We start from the raw sequence: 22,630 nt of genomic DNA on the forward strand, positions 1-22,630 counted from the left end.
CACCATGGATCTGATTCTTCTGCAGAAAGTGACCAATCTCGGCGGCCTGGGCGACAAGGTCAGCGTCAAGCCGGGTTACGGCCGCAACTTCCTCGTGCCGCAGGGCAAGGCCGTTCCGGCCACCGCTGCCAACGTCGAAGCGTTTGAAGCCAAGCGTGCCGATTACGAAGCCAAGGCCAACACCATCCTGGCCGATGCACAGAGCCGCGCCGGCAAGTTCGAAGGCGCCAGCGTCACCATCGGCGCGCATGCGTCGACCGAAGGCAAGCTGTACGGCTCGGTCGGCCCGCGCGACATCGCCGAGGCGTTCACCGCCGCCGGCCTGCCGCTGGAAAAGAGCGAAGTGATCCTGGGCGAAGGCGCATTCCGCAATGTCGGCGAGTACGACGTTGTGCTGCACCTGCACGCCGATGTGGAAACCTCGGTCAAGGTCATCGTCGAATCCGACGCCTGATCCACGCTGTACGCTGTACCCGAAGGGCGCCTGGTTAGGCGCCCTTCGTCTTTCTGCGGCCACGCCAGCGATGCCAGGCCCGCTATACTCATGCTCCATTGCCGGTTCCACGGCCCATAGATCTTGTGGATCAAGGGCTTAGGGGCGGCTTCACAGGAAAAAGCGCCTGCCGGCCCCGCCCGTGCGGTGCCCGGAACCTTCAGTCCCATGCGCCTGTCCACGATCAAACTGTCCGGTTTCAAGTCGTTCGTCGACCCGACCACGTTGCACCTGCCCACCAACATGACCGGCATCGTCGGTCCCAATGGCTGCGGCAAGTCCAACATCATCGACGCGGTGCGCTGGGTGATGGGCGAAAGTTCGGCCAGCCGCCTGCGTGGCGACTCGCTGACCGACGTGATCTTCTCCGGCTCCTCGGCGCGCAAGCCGGTGTCGCAGGCGACGGTGGAGCTGATCTTCGACAATTCCGATCACACCATCAGCGGCGAGTTCGCCTCGTTCAACGAGATCTCGGTCAAGCGCCTGGTCAGCCGCGACGGCAACAGCGCCTACTATCTCAACGGCACCAAGTGCCGGCGCCGCGACATCACCGACCTGTTCCTGGGCACCGGCCTGGGGCCGCGCAGCTACTCGATCATCGAGCAGGGCATGATCAGCCAGATCATCGAGGCGCGCCCGGAAGACCTGCGCGTGTACCTGGAAGAAGCCGCCGGCATTTCCAAGTACAAGGAGCGCCGCAAAGAAACCGAAACGCGCATCCGGCATACCCGCGAGAACCTCGATCGCCTGGGCGACCTGCGCGAAGAGATCACCAAGCAGCTGGCGCATCTGCAGCGCCAGGCGCGCCAGGCCGAGCAGTATCAGGCCTTGCAGGAAGAGCGCCGGATCAAGGACGCCGAGTGGAAGGCGCTGGAGTACCGCGGCCTGGATGGCCGGCTGCAGGGCCTGCGCGAAAAACTGAATCAGGAAGAGACCCGGCTGCAGCAATTGATCGCCGAACAGCGCGATGCCGAGGCGCGGATCGAAACCGGGCGCGCGCGTCGCGAGGAAGCCGCCGAAGCGGTGGCCAAGGCGCAGGCCGATGTCTATCAGGTCGGTGGTGCGCTGGCGCGCATCGAGCAGCAGATCCAGCATCAGCGCGAACTCTCGCATCGCCTGCACAAGGCGCGCGACGAGGCGCAGAGCCAGTTGCAGGAGCTGACCCAGCACATCAGCGGCGATTCGGCCAGGCTGGCGGTGTTGCGCGAGGCGGTGGACGCTGCCGAACCGCAACTGGAACAGCTGCGCGAAGACCACGAATTCCGCCAGGAGTCGCTACGCGAGGCCGAAGCGCGTCTGGCCGACTGGCAGCAGCGCTGGGAAACCCATAATCGCGACACCGGCGAAGCCTCGCGTGCCGGCGAAGTGGAGCGCACGCGCGTCGATTATCTCGATCGCCAGTCGCTGGAGGCCGAGCGCCGCCGCGAAGCGCTGGTCAACGAGCGCGCCGGGCTGGACCTGGATGCGCTGGCCGAGGCGTTCGAGCAGATCGAGCTGCGCCACGAAACCCAGAAGACCTCGCTGGACGGGCTGACCGAGCAGGTCGAAGCGCGCAAGCACGCGCTCGGCGGGCTACAGGAACAACAGCGCGCCAGCCAGGGCGAACTGGCCGACGTGCGCAAGCAGGCGCAGGCTGCGCGTGGCCGGCTGTCGTCGCTGGAAACCCTGCAGCAGGCCGCACTCGGCCAGGAGCAGGGCGCCGCAGTGGCGTGGCTGAAGTCACGCGGGCTGGATTCTGCCGCACGTGTCGGCGAGCGCATCACGGTCGAAAGCGGCTGGGAAAACGCGGTGGAAGGCGCGTTGGGGCAGTTGATCGAAGGCGTGCTGGTGGATGCGCCGGAACAACTGGTCGATGCGCTGGGCGAATTGGGCGAGGGCCGCATCGCGCTGGTGTCCGGTGCCAGCGACAACGCGAGCTTCGCGCCGACCTCGCTGGCGGCCAAGGTGCAGGGGCCGATCGCGATCCGTCGCCTGCTCGCGCGCCTGCACGCGGCCGAGGATCTGGACGCCGCGCGCACGCTGCAGCGCAGCCTGCCCGAAGGCGATTCGGTCATCACCCGCAGCGGCGAGCGACTGGGCGAGGGCTGGGTGCGGGTGTCGCGCTCCGGTGCCGCCAAGCAGGGCGCCTTGCTGCGCGAGCGCGAGATCCAGGAGCTGCGTGCGCAGATCGAAATGCTGCAGGAGCGCGAGGCCGAACTCGAGCAGCGCCTGGGTAGCTTCCGCGAGCAACTGCTGGCGGCCGAGCAGCAACGCGAAGATGCGCAGCGCCAGTTGTACATGGCGCACCGCAGCGTGTCCGAGCTGGCCGGCCAGCTGCAGAGCCAGCAGGGCAAGGTCGATGCCGCGCGCACGCGCATCGAACGCATCGAAAACGAATTGTCGCAGCTGCTGGAAACGCTGGACACCAGCCGCGAGCAGGCACGCGAGGCACGCGCCAAGCTCGAAGACGCGGTGACCCTGATGGGCGACCTGCAAGGCACGCGCGAGGCGCTGGAGAACGAACGCCGTCAGCTCACCGATGCGCGCGATCAGGCCCGCGATGCCGCACGTGGCGTGCGCGATGCGATGCATGCATTGGCGCTGACGCTGGAATCGCAACGCACCCAGATCACCTCCCTGAGCCAGACGCTGGAGCGCATGGACAGCCAGCGCGGCCAGCTCGATACGCGTCTGGAGGACCTGGTCGCCCAGCTCAGCGACGGCGACTCGCCGGTGGAAACGCTGGAGCACGAGCACCAGGCCGCGTTGAGCGAGCGTGTACGCACCGAGCGTGTGCTGAGCGAAGCGCGCACCATGCTCGAGAGCATCGATGGCGAGCTGCGCAGCTATGAGCAGACCCGCCAGCAGCGCGACGAACAGGCGCTGGCCCAGCGCGAGCGCATCTCGCAGCGCAAGCTCGATCAGCAGGCGCTGGTGCTCAGCGCAGAGCAACTGGAGGCCGCCGTGGTGAAAGCCGGCTTTGTGCTCGAAGACGTCGTCAATGGGTTGCCGGAAGCCGCGAACGTGGCCGAGTGGGAAGCGGCGGTCGGCCAGATCGACGGCCGCATGCGGCGGCTGGAACCGGTCAACCTGGCCGCGATCCAGGAGTACGGCGAAGCGGCGCAGCGTTCGGAATATCTGGATGCGCAGAATCTGGATCTCAACACCGCACTGGAGACGCTGGAAGAGGCGATCCGCAAGATCGACCGCGAAACCCGCGGCCGCTTCAAGGACACCTTCGACCGGGTCAATTCCGGCGTCCAGGCGCTGTATCCGCGCCTGTTCGGCGGTGGCCACGCCTATCTGGAGCTCACCGGCGAAGATCTGCTCGATACCGGCGTGACCATCATGGCGCGCCCGCCGGGCAAGCGCGTGTCCAGCATCTCGCTGCTGTCCGGTGGCGAGAAGGCGATGACCGCGGTGGCGCTGGTGTTTGCGATCTTCCAGCTCAATCCCGCGCCGTTCTGCCTGCTCGACGAGGTGGACGCGCCGCTGGACGAAGCCAATGTCGGCCGCCTGGCCAATATGGTGCGGGAAATGAGCGAGAAGGTGCAGTTCCTGTTCGTCAGCCATAACAAGGCGACGATGGAAGCTGCGCGCCAGCTTTCCGGCGTGACTATGCGCGAGCCGGGTGTCAGTCGCCTGGTCAGCGTGGACCTGGAAGAGGCCGCACGTTTGGCGGGTGCGGCATGACGTGCCATGCTTGTCGGAATATCGACACCTGTCACTCTTATGCGGAGGCACGCTGAATGTCCGACATGGCCATGATCCGGATCGGGATCCTGATCGCTGGACTGCTGCTGGTCGCGGCCATCTTCCTGTTTGGTCGCCCGAAAAAATCGCCGCAAGGGCGCCGGGTCGACAAGGACGACGGGCAACCGCGCGAGCGCCGCGAGCCGGTGATCTCCAGCGAGCCTGGCGTGGAGGGCGACCCGTTCGAGCGCAATGAAGGCGCCGAGCAAAGCGAACTGAACCTGGACGATGCCGATGCGGCCGGCGGCAACGATGTCGGCAAGCGGCCCAACCAGGATTTCGACAAGATCGTCTCGCTGTTCGTGGCCGCCAAGGCCGGCCAGGTGCTGCGCGGCGAAGACGTGGTGGTCGCTGCGGAGAAGACCGGGCTGGTGTTCGGTCACATGAATGTCTTCCACCGTTTGGTGGAAGGGCATCCGGAGCGCGGGCCGATCTTCAGCATGGCCAGCATCCTCAAGCCCGGCAGCTTCGACATGGCCAACATCCGCGAGATGCAGACCCCGGCGATTGCGTTCTTCCTCACCTTGCCAGCGCCGATGACCGCACTGGATGCCTGGGAAAAGATGCTGCCGACCGTGCAGCGCATGGCCGAACTGCTCGACGGCGTGGTGCTGGACGACAGCCGCAATGCGCTGGGCCGCCAGCGCGTGGCGCATATCCGCGACGAACTGCGCGCCTACGATCGCCAGCACCAGGCACCGCCGCTGACCAAGTCGCCGCGCTGGTGAGTGCGTATTGCTTTTAAGTGCGCGCTGCTGGTGATGCGCGTCAGTGGTGATGTGCGTCAGTGGTGATGTGCGTCAGTGGTGATTGCGCACCGCTGGTGATCGAGCGTCGCTGAGCCAGTGATTGCGAGCCATTGACCGTGAGCCATCCCGACCGCGAGTCATCCATACGCAGTCTGAGTCGCGACCTGCCGCAGGACGCGTTCTAGCGTGAGGTGAATGATGTGGAGCTTGCAGGGCGCGCTGGCGGTGCTGATGTTGCTGGCGGTGTGGGCCATCCTGGCCGCACCGCTGCTATGGCTGGCGTCGCGCATTGCGCTGCGTTTGCGCAAAGGCGCGTCGACAAGTCCAGGTCGCGCGCAATGGAGCTCGATCGGGTTTGCTGTTGCGGTGACGCTGCTGGTTGCGCCAGTGCCAACGCCTATCGTCACTGTCTTCCTGCCGCATGCGATCGCGCTGTTGGATGCAAGCTACTACGCACGTATCTTTCAGGGCCCGCCGATGATGCGCCAGCTCCTGGTGTGGATTGCGGTGTCGATGGCGCTGACGTTTGCGCTCAGCTACGTGTGGATCCGGCGTGTGCTGCGTCCGAATGCTGCCGCGCCTCTTTCAACTCCCGCGCGATAGGAAATCAACGCCCCTCGCCGGCGAGAGAGGGGTGAGGGTACGGAGGCGAAGCAGTGGAGCAGTCGGTGATTCAGGTCTGACGGCGCGTGGCGACGCGTTTGTCATTACAGGTGATGGCAGATCTCCGAGGCGCACCCTCATCCGCCGCTTCGGGGCACCTTCTCCCGAGGGGAGAAGGGATGGCCATTCTGTGCTTGGCGATCAGCGCTTGGCCTTGGTAAACGCCTCGCGAAAGCGCAGCATCTCCGCCTCGGTGCCGACGCTCACGCGCACGCGCTTGGGCCAGATCGGCCAGCTGCGGCCGACGATGACGCCCTGTTTCTGCATCGAATCGGCGAACACGCCAGCGTCGCGCTTGACGTCGAGCAGGAGGCAATTGGCCTGCGTGGGCAGGCAGGTGTAGCCCTTGCTCTTGAGCCAGGCGATGGTGTCGTCGCGCACGCGGGCGTTCTCCGCGCGGCGGGTCTGCACCAGCTGCGGGTCGCGCAGGCTGGCGATGCCGGCGGCCATTGCCGGTACCGACAACGGGTTGCTGCCCAGGCTGGCGAGCTTGGTCTGCAGCCCCGGCGGCGCCAGCGCGGCGCCCAGGCGCAGGCCAGCCATGCCGTAGAGCTTGGAGAAGCTGCGCAGCACGATCAGGTCCTGGCGCTGGCGCACCAGGTCCGCCATGGACGGCTCGTTGCTGTAGTGGATATACGCCTCGTCGACCACCAGCACTGCGCTAGCCGGCTTGTTGGCCAGCAGCCACTCGATGTCGGCGCGCGGGGTGATGGCGCCGCTGGCGTTGCCGGGGTTGCACAGGTAGATCAGGCCGGCGGACGGGTCGGCCTTGGCCATCGCCTTGACGTCGTGCGCGCCATCGGCCCGCAGCGGCACCTTGCGTACCGGCACGCCGCGGGCGGTGGCGCTGTCGATGATCGGGTCGAAGCTCGGGTCGGCCACCACCAGCCCGGCACGTGCCGAGGTGAACAGGCTGCCGGCACGCAGCAGTGCGTCCCTGGAGCCGGGAAAGAACGCCAGATGATCGCCGGGCAGTTGCAGCTCGCCGGTCATCAGGTTGCGCAGGTCCTGCTCCATCTCGAACTGATAGCGGCCCGCACGTGCCAGCGAGCGCGTTGCCGCGTCCAGTGCGGCGGGCGAGGGGCCGAGCGGATGCTCGTTGAGATTGAGAAACACCGCGCCCGCTGCCGGCGCCACACCGGGCTTGGCCGGCGCAGCGGCACGCTTGCGGGCTGCCTCGGCCGCGGGTGCCAGTCCCAGTGCGGAGATCGCCACGCCAACGCTGGCAAGGCTGAGAAACGAACGGCGCGAAACGGGCAACGGCACGGTGAGCTCCAGGCGAGCAGGCAAAGAGGGCGCCACGCTAGCGGGTTTGTGCCTGTCTGCCTATCGGGAAATCGCTGCCGGGCTCGCTGTCGCGCGGTTTGGTCGGCGGTCGGGCAGCACTTGCACACCGGCACGGCCCGTTAGAATGGGCGGCCCAGAGCCAGCCCAGCGATCGTATGACTGTCAGCCCGGATCCCGCTCAGCGCATCGACGCCCTGCGTCATCGTATCGAGGACGCCAACTACCGCTATCACGTGCTCGACGAGCCGCAGATGGCCGACGTCGACTACGACCGCCTGATGCGTGAACTTGAGGCTCTGGAGGCGGCGCACCCGGAGCTGGCCAGCGCCGATTCGCCGACCCAGCGCGTCGGCCACCTGGCCGCGTCGCGCTTTGCCGAAGTGCGCCATGCCCTGCCGATGCTGTCGTTGGGCAATGCCTTCAGCGACGAGGAAGTGACCGAGTTCGTACGGCGGATCAGCGAGCGGCTGGAGGTGAAGCAGCCGCTGTTCTCGGCCGAGCCCAAGCTCGATGGCCTGGCGATCAGCCTGCGCTACGAAAACGGCGAGTTCGTGCAGGGCGCAACGCGGGGCGACGGCGCCACCGGTGAGGATGTCAGCGCCAATCTGCGCACCGTCAAGGCGATTCCGCTGCGCCTGCGTGGTGAAGGCTGGCCGCAGGTACTGGAGGTGCGCGGCGAGGTGTACATGCCGCGCGCCGCCTTCGAGACCTACAACGCGCAGATGCGCCTGCAGGGCGGCAAGGTGCTGGCCAATCCGCGCAATGGCGCTGCAGGCTCGCTGCGTCAGTTGGATGCGCGCATCACGGCGCAGCGCCCGCTGAGTTTCTTTGCGTATGGCGTGGGCGAAGTGAGTGAAGGTGCGTTGCCGCAGACGCATTCGGCGATCCTGGCGCAGTTGCGCGCATGGGGTTTCCCGGTCAGCGCCCTGGTCGAGGTGGTGCAGGGTAGCGACGGCCTGTTGGCGTACTACCAACGCATCGGTGAGGCGCGCGACGGCTTGCCCTTCGATATCGACGGCGTGGTCTACAAACTCGACGATCTGGCCGGGCAGCGCGAGATGGGCTTTGTCTCGCGCGCGCCGCGCTGGGCGATCGCGCACAAGTTCCCGGCGCAGGAGCAGTCCACCACGGTGGAGGCGATCGAGATCCAGATTGGCCGTACCGGTGCGGCCACGCCGGTGGCGCGGCTCAAGCCGGTGCATGTGGCCGGGGTCATCGTCACCAACGCCACGCTGCACAACGCCGACCAGATCGCGCGGCTGGATGTGCGCGTGGGCGATACGGTGATCGTGCGGCGTGCCGGCGATGTGATTCCCGAAGTGGCCGGCGTGGTTGCCGAGCAACGGCCGCCCGGCACCCAGCCATGGCAGATGCCCACGCACTGCCCGGTCTGCGGGTCGGAGATCGTGCGCGAGGAAGGCGAGGCGGTGTGGCGCTGCTCCGGCGAGCTGACCTGCTCGGCGCAGCGCAAGGAAGCGTTCCGGCATTTCGTCTCGCGCCGCGCGATGGATGTCGATGGCCTGGGCGAAAAATTCATCGAGGTGCTGGTCGACAGCGGCGTGGTGCAGGGCGTGGCCGATCTGTATCTGCTCAACGTGGACCAGCTGCTGCAATTGCGCATGATCAGCACCGCCGAAAGCCCGCACGCATTCCTGCGCGAGGCGCGCGAGCACCTGGCCAGCGGTGCGTACGGCCAGCTGGAGAACACCGTGGTCGGCATCGGTGTGGACCTGGCCGGCGAGCGCGAGGCGCCGCACACCTGGCAGGCCGATCTGTTGCGCGCCGGGCTGCCGGCGTTCGACTGGAACCGCAAAAAGATCGCCACCAAGTGGGCGGAAAACCTGATCGAGGCGATCGAGCAATCGCGCGATACCACGCTGGAGCGTTTCCTGTTTGCGCTCGGCATCGAGCATGTCGGCGAGAGCACCGCCAAGGCCTTGTCGGCGTGGTTCGGTGATCTGGAGCTGATCCGCCATCTGCCGTGGCCGCTGTTCAAGCGCGTGCCCGACATCGGTGGCGAGGTGGCGCGCTCGCTCGGGCACTTCTTCGACCAGCCCGGCAATCAGCAGGCCATCGACGACCTGCTGCAGCGTGGCGTGCGCATCGGCGATGCGCATCCGCCATCACCTAAACTGCGCGAGGCGCTGAGCTTTGCCAGCGTGCTGCAGGACATGGATATCCCCAAGGTGACGCCGGTGCGTGCGCAGCAGCTGGCTGCCGCGGTGGCCTCGTTCGATGCGCTGCGCAGCGCCGGGTCCGATGCCTTGTTACAGGCCGGCGTTCCCGCGCCGGTGGTGGCGTCGCTGCTGCAATGGCTGGAGCGGCCGGAAAATGCGGCCTTGGCAAGCGCTGCGCAGCAGGCGATGGAAACGGTGCTGTCGCGTCTGCCCGACGCCGACGCGCTGCAAACCGGCCCGCTCGACGGCCAGAGCGTGGTGATCACCGGGACCCTGGCCGCGCTCACCCGCGATGCGGCCAAGCAACGGCTGGAAGCGCTGGGCGCCAAGGTCGCCGGCAGCGTCTCCAAGAAAACCGCGTTTCTGGTGGCCGGCGAAGAAGCCGGGTCAAAGCTGGACAAGGCGCAGTCGCTGGGCGTGGAGATCTGGGACGAGGTGCGCTTGCTGGCCTTCCTCGACGAGCACGGCCAGCAACCATGAGCGCGATGCAGGTCGATCTGGACGCGTTGCGGTTGCGCGCGCGGCTCAACGCGCTGATCCGCGCTTTCTTCGCCGAGCGCGACGTGCTGGAAGTGGAGACGCCGGTGCTGTCGGAGGCTGGCAACACCGAGCCGAATATCGACAGTTTCAGCACGCGCTTCAGCGGCCATGTCGATGCCGGCGCGCCGGTGCGCTGGTTGCGCACCTCGCCGGAATATCCGCTCAAGCGGCTGCTGGCGGCCGGGGTGGGCGATTGCTACGAGCTGGGTCGGGTGTTCCGCAATGGCGAGGCCGGCGGCCGCCACAATCCCGAGTTCAGCATGCTCGAGTGGTACCGGGTGGGCTGGGACGATCGCGCCCTGGCGCAGGAGACCGTTGAGTTGGTGCGCCGCGCGCTTGCGCTGGTCGGGCGCCAGGCGCAGGTGCAGGTGCTGAGCTATCGCGCGCTGTTCGTGCAGGCGCTGGGCATCGACCCGTTGCACGATCCGATCGAAACGCTGCGCGCACCGCTACACGACATCGCCATCGATCCGGATGGCCTGACCCGCGACGACTGGCTGGATCTGCTGATGACCCATCGCCTCCAGCCGGGCTTTGCCAGCGACACGCTGACCGTGGTGCACGACTGGCCTGCCAGCCAGTGCGCGTTGGCGCGCATCCGCCCCGACGAGCCGCCGTTGGCCGAGCGCTTCGAGCTGTATCTGGGCGCCTACGAGGTCGCAAACGGGTACCACGAGCTCAACGATGCGCAGGAGCAGCGGGCGCGTTTCATGCGCGATAACGCGGTGCGTGCGGCGCGCGGATTGCCGCAGCTGCCGGTGGATGAGCGGCTGCTGGCGGTGTTGTCGCAACTGCCCGATTGTGCGGGGGTGGCGGTCGGTGTGGACCGGCTGTTGATGGCCATGCGCGGCACCACGCAGATTGCCGATGTGCTGGCCTTCGCCTTCGCCCGCGCCTGACCCACGGCGGTACCCAGTGTCTGCGCGGCACCGGGCGCGCGCCGGTTGCCATCCCGCTGTCATCGCCACCGTATTGCTATCTTCACATCGATGATGCTCTCATCGTGGCGTCCACGGGGGCGCGGCGCAGAGTGTGTTTGGGTGAGGATTGTCGGCATGAAGTGGCTGATCAGCTTATGCGGTTTGTGGTGCTTGCCGCTGCTGATGCTGGCCGATGCGCGTGCAGCGGATCGCGCCGCCGGCGTGGTGCGCTGCGAGTCCAAGGACATGGCGCGCGTGCATTGTGCGATGGATACCGAGCACGGCGTCCAGCTGGTACGCCAGCTGTCCGAGACCAGTTGCATCCGTGGCAGCGAGTGGGACATCGAACGCGGTGGCGTCTGGGTCGAACAGGGCTGCCGTGCAGAGTTTGCGACCGCACGGGCGCTGAGCGCTCCGCAGATGCGCCGCGTGGTGCGCTGCGATTCCAACGGCGGCAAGGTGGTATGCCCGGTGGTGCTGCGTGGTGCGCCTGTGCGCCTGCTGCGCCAGCGCTCGGTGTGGCCGTGCAAGGAAGGCCGCAGCTGGGGTGCGCGCCGTAACGAAATCTGGGTCTCGCGCGGCTGCGATGGCGAATTCGAGGTCGCTGCCGAGGACGGTTCCGGGTTCGTGGCCATGCCTCGCATGGTGACCTGCGAATCGAAGAAGGGCGCACGCCGCACCTGCGGGATCTCGGTGGAGCGCCAGGTGCGGGTAGGCCGGCAGATCTCCAAGAAGGAATGCGTGGAAGGCCAGACCTGGGGCTGGAGCCGCGACGGCGTGTGGGTCAACGACGGCTGCCGCGCCGAGTTCATCGTCGACTGAGACGCTCAAGCTTTCGGTTGTCCTGAGATGTGATTTAACGGGGTGCGGATGCGTCGCGTGTGGAGCGGGCGATCTGCGGCTTGGCCGCGGGGCCCTTGCCTGCCCACCATCGCGGGACACGCTGCAAGTACGTCCTTGTAGGCTCTTACGCGGCATCCATGCCGCGTAAGGTCCCGCGACGGTAGGCGGGCAAGGACCCGTCGGGATGGTCGGTGTGCATGGTGCAAGCTGGGCATGACGTGCGCTAGTTGGAGCACTGTGCGTCGGCCAGCTTCTCTTTGCCTTGCCATTGCAAGCCCGGCAACTGAAAGGCGTTCAACACGCCACCTGCCAACTTCTCATCCGCCTCGCGCAGGCTGCGCAACGGGCTTCCAAGAAGCGGCCGGCCAACGTTCTGGCGCGGTGCGGGCACCGCGCACTCGACCAGTTCGGTTTGCGGCATCGCCGGCGGGCCGAGCGATGCGGCCACTGACTGGGCTGCCCGGGCGCCTTACAATGTCCGGATGAACGACAGCGCCCATATCGATTACGCCCGCTACGACCATATCCGCCCGCTGCTGTGGACGGGCGATGCCCTGGAACTGCTCGACCAGCGCAAGCTGCCCTTCGTGGTCGAGCATGTGCGTTGCGACAGCAGCGACGCCGTGGCCGAGGCGATCCATTCGCTGGCCGTACGCGGCGCGCCGGCGATCGGCATTGCGGCCGGGTGGGGCGTGGTGCTGGCCGCGCGCGACGTCGCTGCCGACGACGGCAGTGCGGCCCTGCAGAAGCTCGAACCGGCGCTGTTGCGGCTCAATGCCGCGCGTCCGACCGCGGTCAACCTGGCCTGGGCGCTGATGCGCATGCGTCGCGTGCTGGGCGCTGCCGGCGCCGACTGGCGCGAGGTGATCGCGCGCGAGGCGCAGGCCATCGCCGACGAAGACCTGGCGGCCAACCGGCATATGGGCGCGCTGGGTGCATCGTTGATCGAGACCGGCAGCGGCGTGTTGACCCATTGCAATACCGGTTCGCTGGCCACCGCCGGTTTCGGCACCGCGCTGGGCGTGATCCGTGCCGGCATGGCGCAGCAGCGCATCGCCAAGGTGTTTGCCGGCGAGACCCGGCCGTGGTTGCAGGGCGCGCGCCTGACCGTGTGGGAGCTGCAGCAGGATGGCATCGACGCGACCCTGATCGCCGATTCGGCCGCCGCGCATCTGATGAAGTCCGGGCTGGTGCAGTGGGTCATCGTCGGCGCCGACCGCATCTGTGCCAACGGCGATACCGCCAACAAGATCGGCACCTATCAGCTGGCGATCGCCGCGCGCCACCACGGCGTCAAGTTCATGGTGGTGGCACCGTCGTCCACGGTGGACATGGACACCGCCAGCGGCGATCAGATCGAGATCGAGCAGCGCGACCCGGGCGAATTGTTCGGGGTCGGCGGCGTGCGCACGGTGGCCGATGGCATCAACGCCTGGAACCCGGTGTTCGATGTCACCCCCGGCAGCCTGATCGATGCGATCGTCACCGAACGCGGGGTGATCGCGCAGCCGGACCTGGCGCGCATGCAGGCGGCGTTCGGCGGCTGAGGCCAGTGCGGCGCACTATCGCCGCATCGCCCCGCCAAAATCCTGCAAGTGCTTGTTTCTGGCCGGTAAACCGGCGGCATCGTGGTGCCCCTTCGTGATACAATCCGGGGCTTGAATCGATCGGCGGGAGCGTGGGGTCGGCAGCCTGTTGTCAGGGCGCCCCCGACGCGGCTTTCCGGCTCGCCCGCCACCTCACTTACGGAACCCGAATGGCAGAAACCGCCAAGGAAATCATCCAGGTCAATCTGGAAGACGAGATGCGCAAGAGCTATCTCGATTACGCGATGAGCGTGATCGTTGGCCGCGCACTCCCCGATGCCCGTGATGGCCTCAAACCCGTGCACCGTCGCGTCCTGTACGCCATGCACGAGCTGGGCGCACACAGCAACAAGGCCTACTTCAAGTCGGCGCGTATCGTCGGCGACGTCATCGGTAAATACCACCCGCACGGCGACCAGTCGGTGTACGACACGCTGGTGCGCATGGCGCAGCCGTTCTCGCTGCGCTACATGATGGTGGACGGCCAGGGTAACTTCGGTTCGGTCGATGGCGACTCCGCCGCGGCGATGCGTTACACCGAGTCGCGCATGTCGCGGCTGGCGCATGAGCTGATGGCCGACATCGACAAGGAAACCGTCGATTTCCAGCCCAATTACGACGAAAAGGAACAGGAACCGACGGTCATGCCGACCCGGTTCCCGAGCCTGCTGGTCAACGGCTCGGCCGGTATCGCGGTGGGCATGGCCACCAATATCCCGCCGCACAATCTGACCGAGGCGATCAACGCCTGCATCGCCTTGATCGACACGCCGGAGCTGGATGTCGAAGGCCTGATGGAATACATCCCCGGCCCGGATTTCCCCACCGCCGGCATCATCAATGGCACCGCCGGCATCGCTGCCGGTTACCGCACCGGCCGTGGCCGCGTGCGCATGCGCGCCAAGGCCGATGTGGAAGTGGCCGACAACGGCCGTGAAGCGATCATCGTCACCGAGATTCCGTATCAGGTGAACAAGGCGCGGCTGATCGAGAAGATCGCCGAGCTGGTCAAGGAAAAGAAGCTCGAAGGCATCAGCGAGCTGCGCGACGAGTCCGACAAGGACGGCATGCGCATCTACATCGAGGTCAAGCGCGGCGAGTCGGCCGAGGTTGTGCTCAACAACCTGTATCAGCAGACCCAGATGGAGTCGGTGTTCGGTATCAACATGGTGGCGCTGATCGACGGCCGCCCGCAGTTGATGAACCTCAAGCAGATGCTGCAGGCGTTCATCCGCCACCGCCGCGAAGTGGTCACCCGCCGCACCATCTTTGAACTGCGCAAGGCGCGTGCGCGTGCGCACGTGCTGGAAGGCCTGACCGTCGCGTTGGCCAACATCGACGAGATGATCGAGCTGATCAAGACCTCGGCCAACCCGCAGGAAGCGCGCGAGCGCATGCTGGCCAAGACCTGGGAACCGGGTCTGGTCGGTGCGCTGCTGGGCGCCGCCGGTGCCGAAGCCTCCAAGCCGGAAGATCTGGCCCCGGGCGTGGGCCTGGCCAACGGCTTCTATCAGCTCAGTGAAGTGCAGGCCTCGCAGATCCTGGAAATGCGCCTGCATCGCCTGACCGGGTTGGAGCAGGAAAAGCTGACCGACGAGTACAAGCAGTTGCTCGAGGTCATCCAGGGCCTGATCCGCATCCTGGAAAACCCGGACGTGCTGCTGCAGGTGATCCGCGACGAGCTGATCAACATCCGCGAGGAGTACGGCGACGAACGCCGCACCGAGATCCGTCACAGCGAAGAAGATCTGGACATCCTGGACCTGATTTCGCCGGAAGACGTGGTGGTGACGCTCTCGCATGCCGGCTATGCCAAGCGCCAGCCGGTCAGCGCGTATCGTGCGCAGCGCCGTGGTGGCCGCGGCCGGTCTGCGGCGGCGACCAAGGAAGAGGATTTCATCGACCAGCTGTGGCTGGTCAATACGCACGACACGCTGCTGACCTTCACCAGCAGCGGCAAGGTGTTCTGGCTGCCGGTGTACCAGTTGCCGGAGGCCGGCTCCAATGCGCGTGGCCGTCCGATCATCAACTGGATTCCGCTGGAACCCGGCGAGCGTGTGCAGGCGGTGCTGCCGGTGCGCGAATACGCCGACAACCGCTATGTGTTCTTTGCCACGCGCAACGGCACGGTCAAGAAGACCCCGCTGAGCGAATTCGCGTTCCGCCTGGCACGCGGCAAGATCGCGATCAACCTCGACGAGGGTGATGCGCTGGTCGGTGTGGCCTTGACCGATGGCGACCGCGACGTGTTGCTGTTCGCCTCCAACGGCAAGACCGTGCGCTTTGGCGAATCCACCGTGCGTTCGATGGGCCGTACCGCCACCGGCGTGCGCGGCATCCGTCTGACCAAGGGCGAAGAGGTGGTCAGCCTGATCGTGGCCGAGCGTGCCGGCGGCATCGAAGGCGATGTCGAGGACGAGGGTGTCGAGGACGTGGTGGAGAGCATGGACGGTGTCGAGGCGGAAGTGATCGACGTCGCCGAGAGCGACGACATGGCCTACATCCTCACCGCCACCGAGAACGGCTACGGCAAGCGCACCCCGCTGACCGAGTACCCGCGCAAGGGCCGCGGCACGCAGGGCGTGATCGGCATCCAGACCACCGAGCGCAACGGCAAGCTGGTGCGTGCGGTGCTGCTGGGCGCCACCGACGAAGTGCTGCTGATTTCCGATGGCGGTACGCTGGTGCGCACCCGCGGTTCGGAGATCTCGCGCGTGGGTCGCAATACCCAGGGCGTGACCTTGATCCGCTTGTCCAAGGGCGAAAAGCTGCAGGCGGTCGAACGCCTGGATGCCTCGCTGGATGAGGCCGAGGACGTGCTGGACGATGCAGCGGTTGCACCGGCAGCAAGTGCAGGCGACCTGCCACCGACCGAAGCGTGATCACACCTGCCGAGCAACGCAGCTGAAGAAAAACGCCGGCGCACAGCCGGCGTTTTTTATTGCACGCGATGACATCTGCAACGCAGTGTTTTTCGACGGCGTTCGCAAAGAACGCGGTTTTTTCACCGCGGCGGGTCGAAGGTTGGGGGTGGTGTGGCGGCGTTGCGTCGCCGCAGATCGAAGAGGAACAACTGATGACGACATTGCATCGTCCTTCCCGTCGCGGCCACTGGGCGCTGGCGACGTTGGGAGGCGTGATTGGAGTGCTGGGCGCCGTGCTGCTGGCAGGCGGCGTGTGGCTGGCCGCGCTGGGCGGCTCCTGGTATTACGCGCCTGTGGGCGTGGCCTTGCTGATCGCCGGCGTATTGCTGTTTCGCGGTCGCAATGCGGGCGCGTGGTGGTTTGCCGCAGTGGTGGCGGCGACGTTGCCGTGGACGTGGTGGGAATCGGGCAGCGACTACTGGCGTTGGGTACCGCGGCTGGGCTTGATCGTCGGCTTGGCATTCGTGCTGGCGCTGCTGCTGCCTAAGCTGGAGCGCCCGGTGTCGCGTGCGGTGTCGCGCAGCGTGGCCGGCGTTCTGGCGGCGGTGTTCGTGGTGGCCTTCGCGCTCGCCTTCGTGCCGTTTGGGGTGACCGAGGCCGATGGCGCGCTGGCACACGCCGCCGGCATGGCCGCGGGCCTGGTCAAGCGCAGCGCGTCTGCAGCGCCGGCCGCCTCCGACGGGCAGCCGGGCAATGCGCCTGCCGACGACGACTGGGCCGCATATGGACGCAGCCAGGCCGGGCAGCGCTATTCGCCGCTGCAGCAGATCAACCGCGACAACGTTGCGCAATTGAAGCAGGCCTGGGTCTTCCACACCGGCGACCTGCCGAGCAAGCGCTGGGGTGCGGAAACCACGCCGCTGAAGGTGGGCGACAGCCTGTACCTGTGCACCGCGCGCAATCAGGTGATCGCGCTGGATGCCGCCAGTGGCAAGGAGCGTTGGCGTTACGATCCCAAGGTCAAGGACGAGGCGATTCCGTATACGGCCGCCTGCCGTGGTGTGTCGTACTACCAGGTGCCGGTGGCAGCCAACGACGCCGCCGCAGCAGTGGCAGCGGATGGGGCGCCGCTGTGCCGCACGCGCATCATCGAAGGCACGCTGGATGGCCGCCTGATCGCGCTGGATGCGCGTAGCGGCAAGCCGTGCACGGATTTCGGCAACAACGGCCAGGTCGACATCACCGTCGGCATGGGGCAGACGCCGCCGGGCTATGTGTCGATCAATTCGCCGCCCGCCATCGTGCGCGGGGTGGTGGTCACCGGCCATCAGGTGCTGGACGGGCAGAAGCGTTACGAGCCGTCCGGTGTGATCGAAGGTTTCGATGCGGTGACCGGCCAATTGCGCTGGGCCTGGGACATGACCCATCCGGACTGGAACGGCGCACCGCCGCCGGGCCAGACCTGGACGCGTGGCACGCCGAACATGTGGACCACCGCCGCGGCCGACGAACAGCTGGGCTATGTGTATCTGCCGATGGGCAACTCCACCGCCGATTACTGGAGCAGCTCGCGCACGCCGCAGGAGAATCGCTATGCGACCTCGCTGGTGGCGCTGGACGTCACCACCGGCAAGCCGGTGTGGAATTTCCAGACCACGCATATCGATGCGTGGGATTACGACCTGGGCTCGCAGCCGAGCCTGATCGACTTCCCCAAGGACGGCGTCAACGTGCCGGCAGTGTTGTTGCCGAGCAAGCAGGGCGAGTTGTACGTGCTGGATCGGCGTACCGGCAAGCCGCTGGTGGGCGTGGAAGAACGCGCAGTGCCGGGCGGTGGCGTGGAGCCGCAGATGCGTGCCAAGACGCAGCCATTTTCGCTGTACCACACGCTGCGCAAGCCGGATCTGACCGAGCGCGACATGTGGGGGATGACGCCGATCGATCAGCTGGTCTGCCGCATCCAGTTCCGCAAGGCCAGCTACAAGGGCATCTACACGCCGCCGGAAGCCGACCGCCATTCGATCGAATACCCCGGCTACAACGGTGGTTCGGACTGGGGCAGTGTGTCGGTGGATCCGCAGCGCGGCGTGATCGTGGCCAACTACAACGACATGCCCAACTACAACCTGCTGGTGCCGCGCGCCAAGGCCGACAAACTGGGCTGGGCACCGCGCGATGAAGCGCGCGGCGATGCAGGTGGCGCGGAAGGTGCGGGCGATCCGCAGGCCGGTACGCCGTATGCGATCAACGTCAACGCCGGCTGGCGCCTGCCGTTCACCAAGCTGCTGTGCAAGCAGCCGCCGTATGGCGGCATCCGTGCGATCGATCTGGCCAGCGGCAAGACCCTTTGGGACCGCCCGTTCGGCAGCGCACGCGGCAATGGTCCGTTCGGCATCCGCTCTGGTCTGCCGATCGAGATTGGCACGCCCAACAACGGCGGTTCGGTGGTGACGGCCAGTGGCTTGATCTTCATTGCCGCAGCCACCGACGACCTGATCCGCGCCATCGATCTGTCCACCGGCAAGGAGCTGTGGCATGCCAAGCTGCCGGCCGGTGGCCAGGCCAACCCGATGGTCTACGCCTACAACGGCCGCGAGTATCTGGTGATCATGGCCGGCGGCCACCACTTCATGGAAACGCCCGCAGGCGATGCCGTGGTGGCCTACGCGCTGCCGCAGCAGGCACCATGACGCAGGCAGCGGTCAAACCCGCCAACCAAGGCAGGCCGGCCATTCCCGAGGCCTGAAACGAAAAAGCGCACCCCAAGCGGTGCGCTTTTTTTATGGGCAATCGCATCACAGCAGTCGCCAAACACCCTGCATCGAGTAGCGGTCAATTACCCGTTGACCTAACAGAACCCCGCACCCGCACCCGCACCCGCACCCGCACCCACGCTCTTGCGATTCCCGATTCCCGATTCCCGATTCCCGACTCACCCAACGTTAGCCGCAACCGCATCCTCCATCACCGCATCGCGCACATCCTGCGCCAGCGTCGCCTTGACGATGATCGAGCGGATGGCATCGGTGGCATCCGACAGCGGCACATCGCTGCTCAGGCGCTGGAAGGTGTCGCGGCTGTTGTAGCCGGACCCGTCCTTCAGATAATGGTCGTACATCGACAGCAGGTCCTGGCAGGCGGTGATCAGCGCCGCGACGTTGCCGCGCAACAGGGCATAGCCGATCTGGTCGAAGCTGTGCAGGCAATCGGCCAGCCAATGCAGGTCGTAACGGGCGGTGGCCGGTTCCGGCGCAGTGTGACCGCGGCTGTAGGCGCTGTAGCGGCGCAGGCTGCGTGCCACCCGTGCGACGTGCGCGAACAACGTGCCGATCTCGTTGGCGATATCCAGCCGCTGCACCATCACCATCGGAATCACCTGGCTGTCGGCAGCCGGCGCCTGTTCGGCGGCCGTCTGTTCCTGCTGCTCCAGCGATTGCTTGAGGACGGTGTAGCTGCGCTGCAGCGATTCCAGTTCCAGCAAGCTGGCGGCCGCGCGCGCCTTCGCCTGCGAGAGCGCTGCCTGGTAGCGGGCAAGACTGTCCTGGGTGCTGGCGAGCTGGCCGGATTCGGCGCGCAGCTGGCGGCCACGCACGAACGCCAGCACGGTGGCAATCAGCGCCCAGAGCGCGAATGCAGGCACCAGGTAGATCAAGATGCCCATGGAGATCCCTCGAAACGTTGCATACCTTGTCGGCCCGCACGCGGCGGACTTGAGGGCAATCGTCGAGAATGTGATGGGCAACGATGTCCTCGCTTGCAACCCGAAGCAGGAAGCTCTCGCGCCCCCTGACCAAAGGCACGTGGCGGGCGGTATCCCGGCATGCTCGAATCAGCGCACTCGCCAGCCCGGAGCCTTGCATGCGCAGATGGATCGATCGCTGGCCGCCAACGCTGCGGCGCGTCCGCTCAGCCGGACTGATCTGGGTCGTGATGTGCGCCACCGCGCAGGCCGCGCCGGCCATGCCGTCATCGGCACCCGTGCAGGTGGATTACAGCGAGGCCACGGACCTGTTCAACCTGCTGGATAACCTGTCGGACTGGTTGCCGGGCTATACGGCGCCCGTCTATCGCAGCTATTTCGAAACCCATGGCGGGCTGGACCCGGCCGATCGTGCAGCACTTGTGGCCTACGCAGATTTCCGTCGGCGCACCTCGGGGCTGGCAAAGGACGACGATCTGGAGGTGCTCGACCGTGTGTTTGCGCCAGATGCCACCCGTGAGGTGGATCCTTTTTCCCGGCATTTCCTCGGGAATGCGGGATTCGAGGCCTCAGCGGACGCCGCCATTACGGAGCAGTCGGCAGACGACCAGGCGATGTTGCGCGCGTATTTTGCCCGCTTCGTTCCGCGCGCCAGGCACCTGGTCGCCGTTGCACCGCGTTTCGAGCAACAGGCGCGCGAGCTGGGCGAGGAACTGTCCAAGCCCGCCGTCTCGCGGTTGGCAGCGCAGATGCGGGCGTTCTTTGCAGTGCCGGAGCCTGCGGTATTCCAGGCGAGATTCGTCTGGTGGCCGGAGCCGGACACCACCCAGGCCAAGGTGCGCGGACGCACCATGCTGCTGTATTCGCAGCATGATGCGCGTACCGGCACGGCCTCGATGGACTGGGCGCCGATCGTGTTGCATGAATTGAGTCACTACCTGTCTGCGGGGCAGCCATCGGCGCGCAAACGCATGCTCGCTGCCAACTTCGTGCGGCTGTGTCCGGGTGCGGCCACCTTGCGTAACCCGCTCAATGCGCTGGAAGAGCCGTTGGCGATCTACTGGGGACAATATCGCTTCGAGCAGGCGGTGCGCGGGCGTTCGCTGCCGCCGTCGTCGCAGTGGTATATCCAGGCGGACGCCGATCGCGCGGCGAAGGCGATCGCAGCCGCCTATCCAGCAAGCGGGGCGGCACCGGTGCTCGATGACAGCGCATTGCTGGCCGCTGCTGCATCGGCCTGCAAGTAGACCGTGATGGAGATGGAAGCCGCCGGCAGAACGCAGCGGATCGTCGTCGCCTGCTGCGGATGGTGCGCTCACAACCGGTGATGTCCGCGTGCTGCATGCCGACCGCATACGGCGTGCACGCGGTCGGCGAAACAGCCGGGGCCGAGAATTCTCAGCCGAGAATGCCCGGCAAATCCAGGCCTTTTTGCTTCGCGCAGTCGGTGGCGATGGCGTAGCCGGCATCGGCGTGGCGCATCACGCCGGTGGCCGGGTCGTTCCAGAGCACGCGCTCCAGGCGTCTGTCGGCCGCCTCGCTGCCGTCGCAGACGATGACCATGCCGGCGTGCTGCGAGAAGCCCATGCCGACGCCGCCGCCATGATGCAGCGACACCCAGGTCGCACCGGACGCGGTATTGAGCAGGGCATTGAGCAGCGGCCAGTCGGAGACCGCATCCGAGCCGTCGGCCATGGCCTCGGTTTCGCGGTTGGGCGAGGCGACGCTGCCCGAATCCAGATGATCGCGGCCGATCACCACCGGCGCCTTCAATTCACCGCTGCGCACCATCGCATTGAAGGCCAGGCCGAGCCGATGGCGGTCGCCCAGACCAACCCAGCAGATCCGCGCAGGCAGGCCCTGGAAGGCGATCTTTTCGGCAGCCATGTCCAGCCAGCGGTGCAGATGCGCATCGTCGGGAATGAGCTCCTTGACCTTGGCATCGGTCTTGGCGATGTCGTCCGGATCGCCACTGAGCGCGACCCAGCGGAACGGGCCGATGCCACGGCAGAACAGCGGCCGGATATAGGCGGGCACGAAGCCGGGGAAGTCGAACGCGTTGTCGACGCCTGCTTCCAGCGCCATCTGGCGCAGGTTGTTGCCGTAATCGACGGTGGGCACGCCGAGTGCGTGGAAGGTGAGCATGGCGCGGATGTGGTTGGCCATCGAGTCGCGCGCGGCCGCTTCCACCTCTTTCGGTGCGCTCACGCGTTTCGCGTCCCATTCCTCCACCGTCCAGCCCTGCGGCAGGTAGCCGTTGATCGGGTCGTGCGCGGAGGTCTGGTCGGTCAGCAGGTCCGGCTTGACCCCGCGTAGCAGCAGTTCGTCCAGCACGTCTGCGACATTGCCGAGCAGGCCGACCGACAGCGGTTTCTTCGCCGTGCACGATTCCTCGATCAGGCGCAGCGCTTCGTCCAGGTCGTCGGTCCAGGTGTCCAGGTAGCCGGTGCGCAGGCGCATGTCGATGCTGGAACGGCGGCATTCCACCGCCAGGCACGAGGCGCCGGCCATCACCGCGGCCAGCGGCTGCGCGCCGCCCATGCCGCCCAGGCCACCGGTGAACAGCCACTTGCCGGCCAGGCTGCCGCCGTAATGCTGGCGGCCCATTTCCACGAAGGTTTCGTAGGTGCCTTGCACGATGCCTTGCGCGCCGATGTAGATCCAGCTGCCGGCGGTCATCTGGCCGTACATCGCCAGACCCTTGCGATCGAGTTCGTTGAAATGCTCCCAGCTGGCCCAGCGCGGCACCAGGTTGGAGTTGGCGATCAGCACGCGCGGCGCATCGGCATGCGTGCGGAACACCCCGACCGGCTTGCCGGACTGCACCAGCAGGGTCTGGTCGTCGTCCAGGCGCGTTAGCGCGGCGACGATCGCATCGAAGGATTCCCAGTCGCGCGCGGCGCGGCCGATCCCGCCATAGACCACCAGTTCCTGCGGGCGCTCGGCCACGTCCGGGTCCAGGTTGTTCATCAGCATGCGCAGCGGCGCTTCGGTGAGCCAGCTTTTTGCGGTGAGCGTGGTGCCGGTGGCGGCGCGGATGACGCGGGTTGCATCGTGACGGGTCATGCCGGTTTCC

At 66.6% G+C, this 22,630-nt stretch carries 15 protein-coding genes; 11 read left to right on the forward strand and 4 right to left on the reverse strand.

The annotated features are described in order from the left end of the window. The first annotated feature begins 4 nt into the window (after window positions 1-4). From rplI to ABQ039_RS07855, 4 genes are all read left to right on the forward strand, one after another. Window positions 5-454 (forward strand): 50S ribosomal protein L9, encoded by a 450-nt coding sequence (gene rplI, locus ABQ039_RS07840; protein WP_016904199.1) that lies wholly within the window; start codon window positions 5-7, stop codon window positions 452-454. Between the two features lie 207 nt (window positions 455-661). Continuing rightward, the gene (smc, locus tag ABQ039_RS07845) at window positions 662-4,165 is read left to right on the forward strand and encodes a chromosome segregation protein SMC (RefSeq protein ID WP_184610727.1); all 3,504 of its coding nucleotides are present in this window, start codon (window positions 662-664) and stop codon (window positions 4,163-4,165) included. A gap of 56 nt (window positions 4,166-4,221) precedes the next feature. Next, window positions 4,222-4,953, forward strand: a complete 732-nt coding sequence (gene zipA, locus ABQ039_RS07850) for a cell division protein ZipA (RefSeq protein ID WP_102584325.1) — start codon at window positions 4,222-4,224, stop codon at window positions 4,951-4,953. Window positions 4,954-5,172: 219 nt separating this feature from the next. After that, window positions 5,173-5,577 (forward strand): hypothetical protein, encoded by a 405-nt coding sequence (locus tag ABQ039_RS07855; protein ID WP_184610726.1) that lies wholly within the window; start codon window positions 5,173-5,175, stop codon window positions 5,575-5,577. A 201-nt stretch (window positions 5,578-5,778) separates the two neighbouring features. On the opposite strand, the gene ABQ039_RS07860 is transcribed toward ABQ039_RS07855, so the two are convergent. Further along, window positions 5,779-6,903, reverse strand: coding sequence for a pyridoxal phosphate-dependent aminotransferase (locus ABQ039_RS07860; protein WP_184380091.1), 1,125 nt, complete (start codon window positions 6,901-6,903; stop codon window positions 5,779-5,781). Between the two features lie 176 nt (window positions 6,904-7,079). Here ABQ039_RS07860 and ligA point away from each other — a divergent pair, with 176 nt between their 5' ends. From ligA to ABQ039_RS07875, 3 genes are all read left to right on the forward strand, one after another. Then, window positions 7,080-9,581, forward strand: a complete 2,502-nt coding sequence (gene ligA, locus ABQ039_RS07865; RefSeq protein ID WP_184610724.1) for an NAD-dependent DNA ligase LigA — start codon at window positions 7,080-7,082, stop codon at window positions 9,579-9,581. Then, window positions 9,578-10,540 carry an EF-P lysine aminoacylase EpmA gene (gene epmA, locus ABQ039_RS07870; RefSeq protein WP_184610722.1) on the forward strand — a complete coding sequence of 321 codons (963 nt, stop codon included), beginning with the start codon at window positions 9,578-9,580 and terminating at the stop codon, window positions 10,538-10,540. Before ligA ends, epmA begins: the two co-directional genes overlap by 4 nt. A gap of 156 nt (window positions 10,541-10,696) precedes the next feature. After that, window positions 10,697-11,383, forward strand: coding sequence for a DUF3011 domain-containing protein (locus tag ABQ039_RS07875; protein ID WP_024939845.1), 687 nt, complete (start codon window positions 10,697-10,699; stop codon window positions 11,381-11,383). A gap of 244 nt (window positions 11,384-11,627) precedes the next feature. On the opposite strand, the gene ABQ039_RS07880 is transcribed toward ABQ039_RS07875, so the two are convergent. Beyond that, entirely contained in the window at window positions 11,628-11,852 is a 225-nt protein-coding gene (locus tag ABQ039_RS07880; RefSeq protein WP_184380097.1) for a hypothetical protein, read from the reverse strand. 34 nt (window positions 11,853-11,886) lie between these two features. On the opposite strand from ABQ039_RS07880, the gene mtnA reads away from it, so the two are divergent. The 3 genes from mtnA (at window position 11,887) to ABQ039_RS07895 (ending at window position 18,544) form a co-directional block, all read left to right on the forward strand. Further along, the gene (mtnA, locus tag ABQ039_RS07885; RefSeq protein ID WP_184380099.1) at window positions 11,887-12,951 is read left to right on the forward strand and encodes an S-methyl-5-thioribose-1-phosphate isomerase; all 1,065 of its coding nucleotides are present in this window, start codon (window positions 11,887-11,889) and stop codon (window positions 12,949-12,951) included. 209 nt (window positions 12,952-13,160) lie between these two features. Then, window positions 13,161-15,872 (forward strand): DNA gyrase subunit A, encoded by a 2,712-nt coding sequence (gene gyrA, locus ABQ039_RS07890; RefSeq protein WP_184434185.1) that lies wholly within the window; start codon window positions 13,161-13,163, stop codon window positions 15,870-15,872. A 194-nt stretch (window positions 15,873-16,066) separates the two neighbouring features. Beyond that, window positions 16,067-18,544, forward strand: a complete 2,478-nt coding sequence (locus ABQ039_RS07895) for a membrane-bound PQQ-dependent dehydrogenase, glucose/quinate/shikimate family (protein WP_184516975.1) — start codon at window positions 16,067-16,069, stop codon at window positions 18,542-18,544. A 242-nt stretch (window positions 18,545-18,786) separates the two neighbouring features. Here ABQ039_RS07895 and ABQ039_RS07900 read toward each other — a convergent pair whose 3' ends face one another. Beyond that, window positions 18,787-19,515, reverse strand: coding sequence for a hypothetical protein (locus tag ABQ039_RS07900; RefSeq protein WP_126965602.1), 729 nt, complete (start codon window positions 19,513-19,515; stop codon window positions 18,787-18,789). A gap of 197 nt (window positions 19,516-19,712) precedes the next feature. Here ABQ039_RS07900 and ABQ039_RS07905 point away from each other — a divergent pair, with 197 nt between their 5' ends. After that, window positions 19,713-20,801, forward strand: a complete 1,089-nt coding sequence (locus ABQ039_RS07905) for a hypothetical protein (protein WP_349777900.1) — start codon at window positions 19,713-19,715, stop codon at window positions 20,799-20,801. Between the two features lie 151 nt (window positions 20,802-20,952). Here ABQ039_RS07905 and hutU read toward each other — a convergent pair whose 3' ends face one another. Continuing rightward, entirely contained in the window at window positions 20,953-22,620 is a 1,668-nt protein-coding gene (gene hutU / locus ABQ039_RS07910; protein WP_039527941.1) for a urocanate hydratase, read from the reverse strand. Window positions 22,621-22,630 lie beyond the last annotated feature (10 nt).

The sequence above is a fragment of the Xanthomonas sp. WHRI 6108 genome, from assembly GCF_040202385.2.
GTDB classification, from domain to species: Bacteria; Pseudomonadota; Gammaproteobacteria; order Xanthomonadales; family Xanthomonadaceae; genus Xanthomonas; species Xanthomonas arboricola.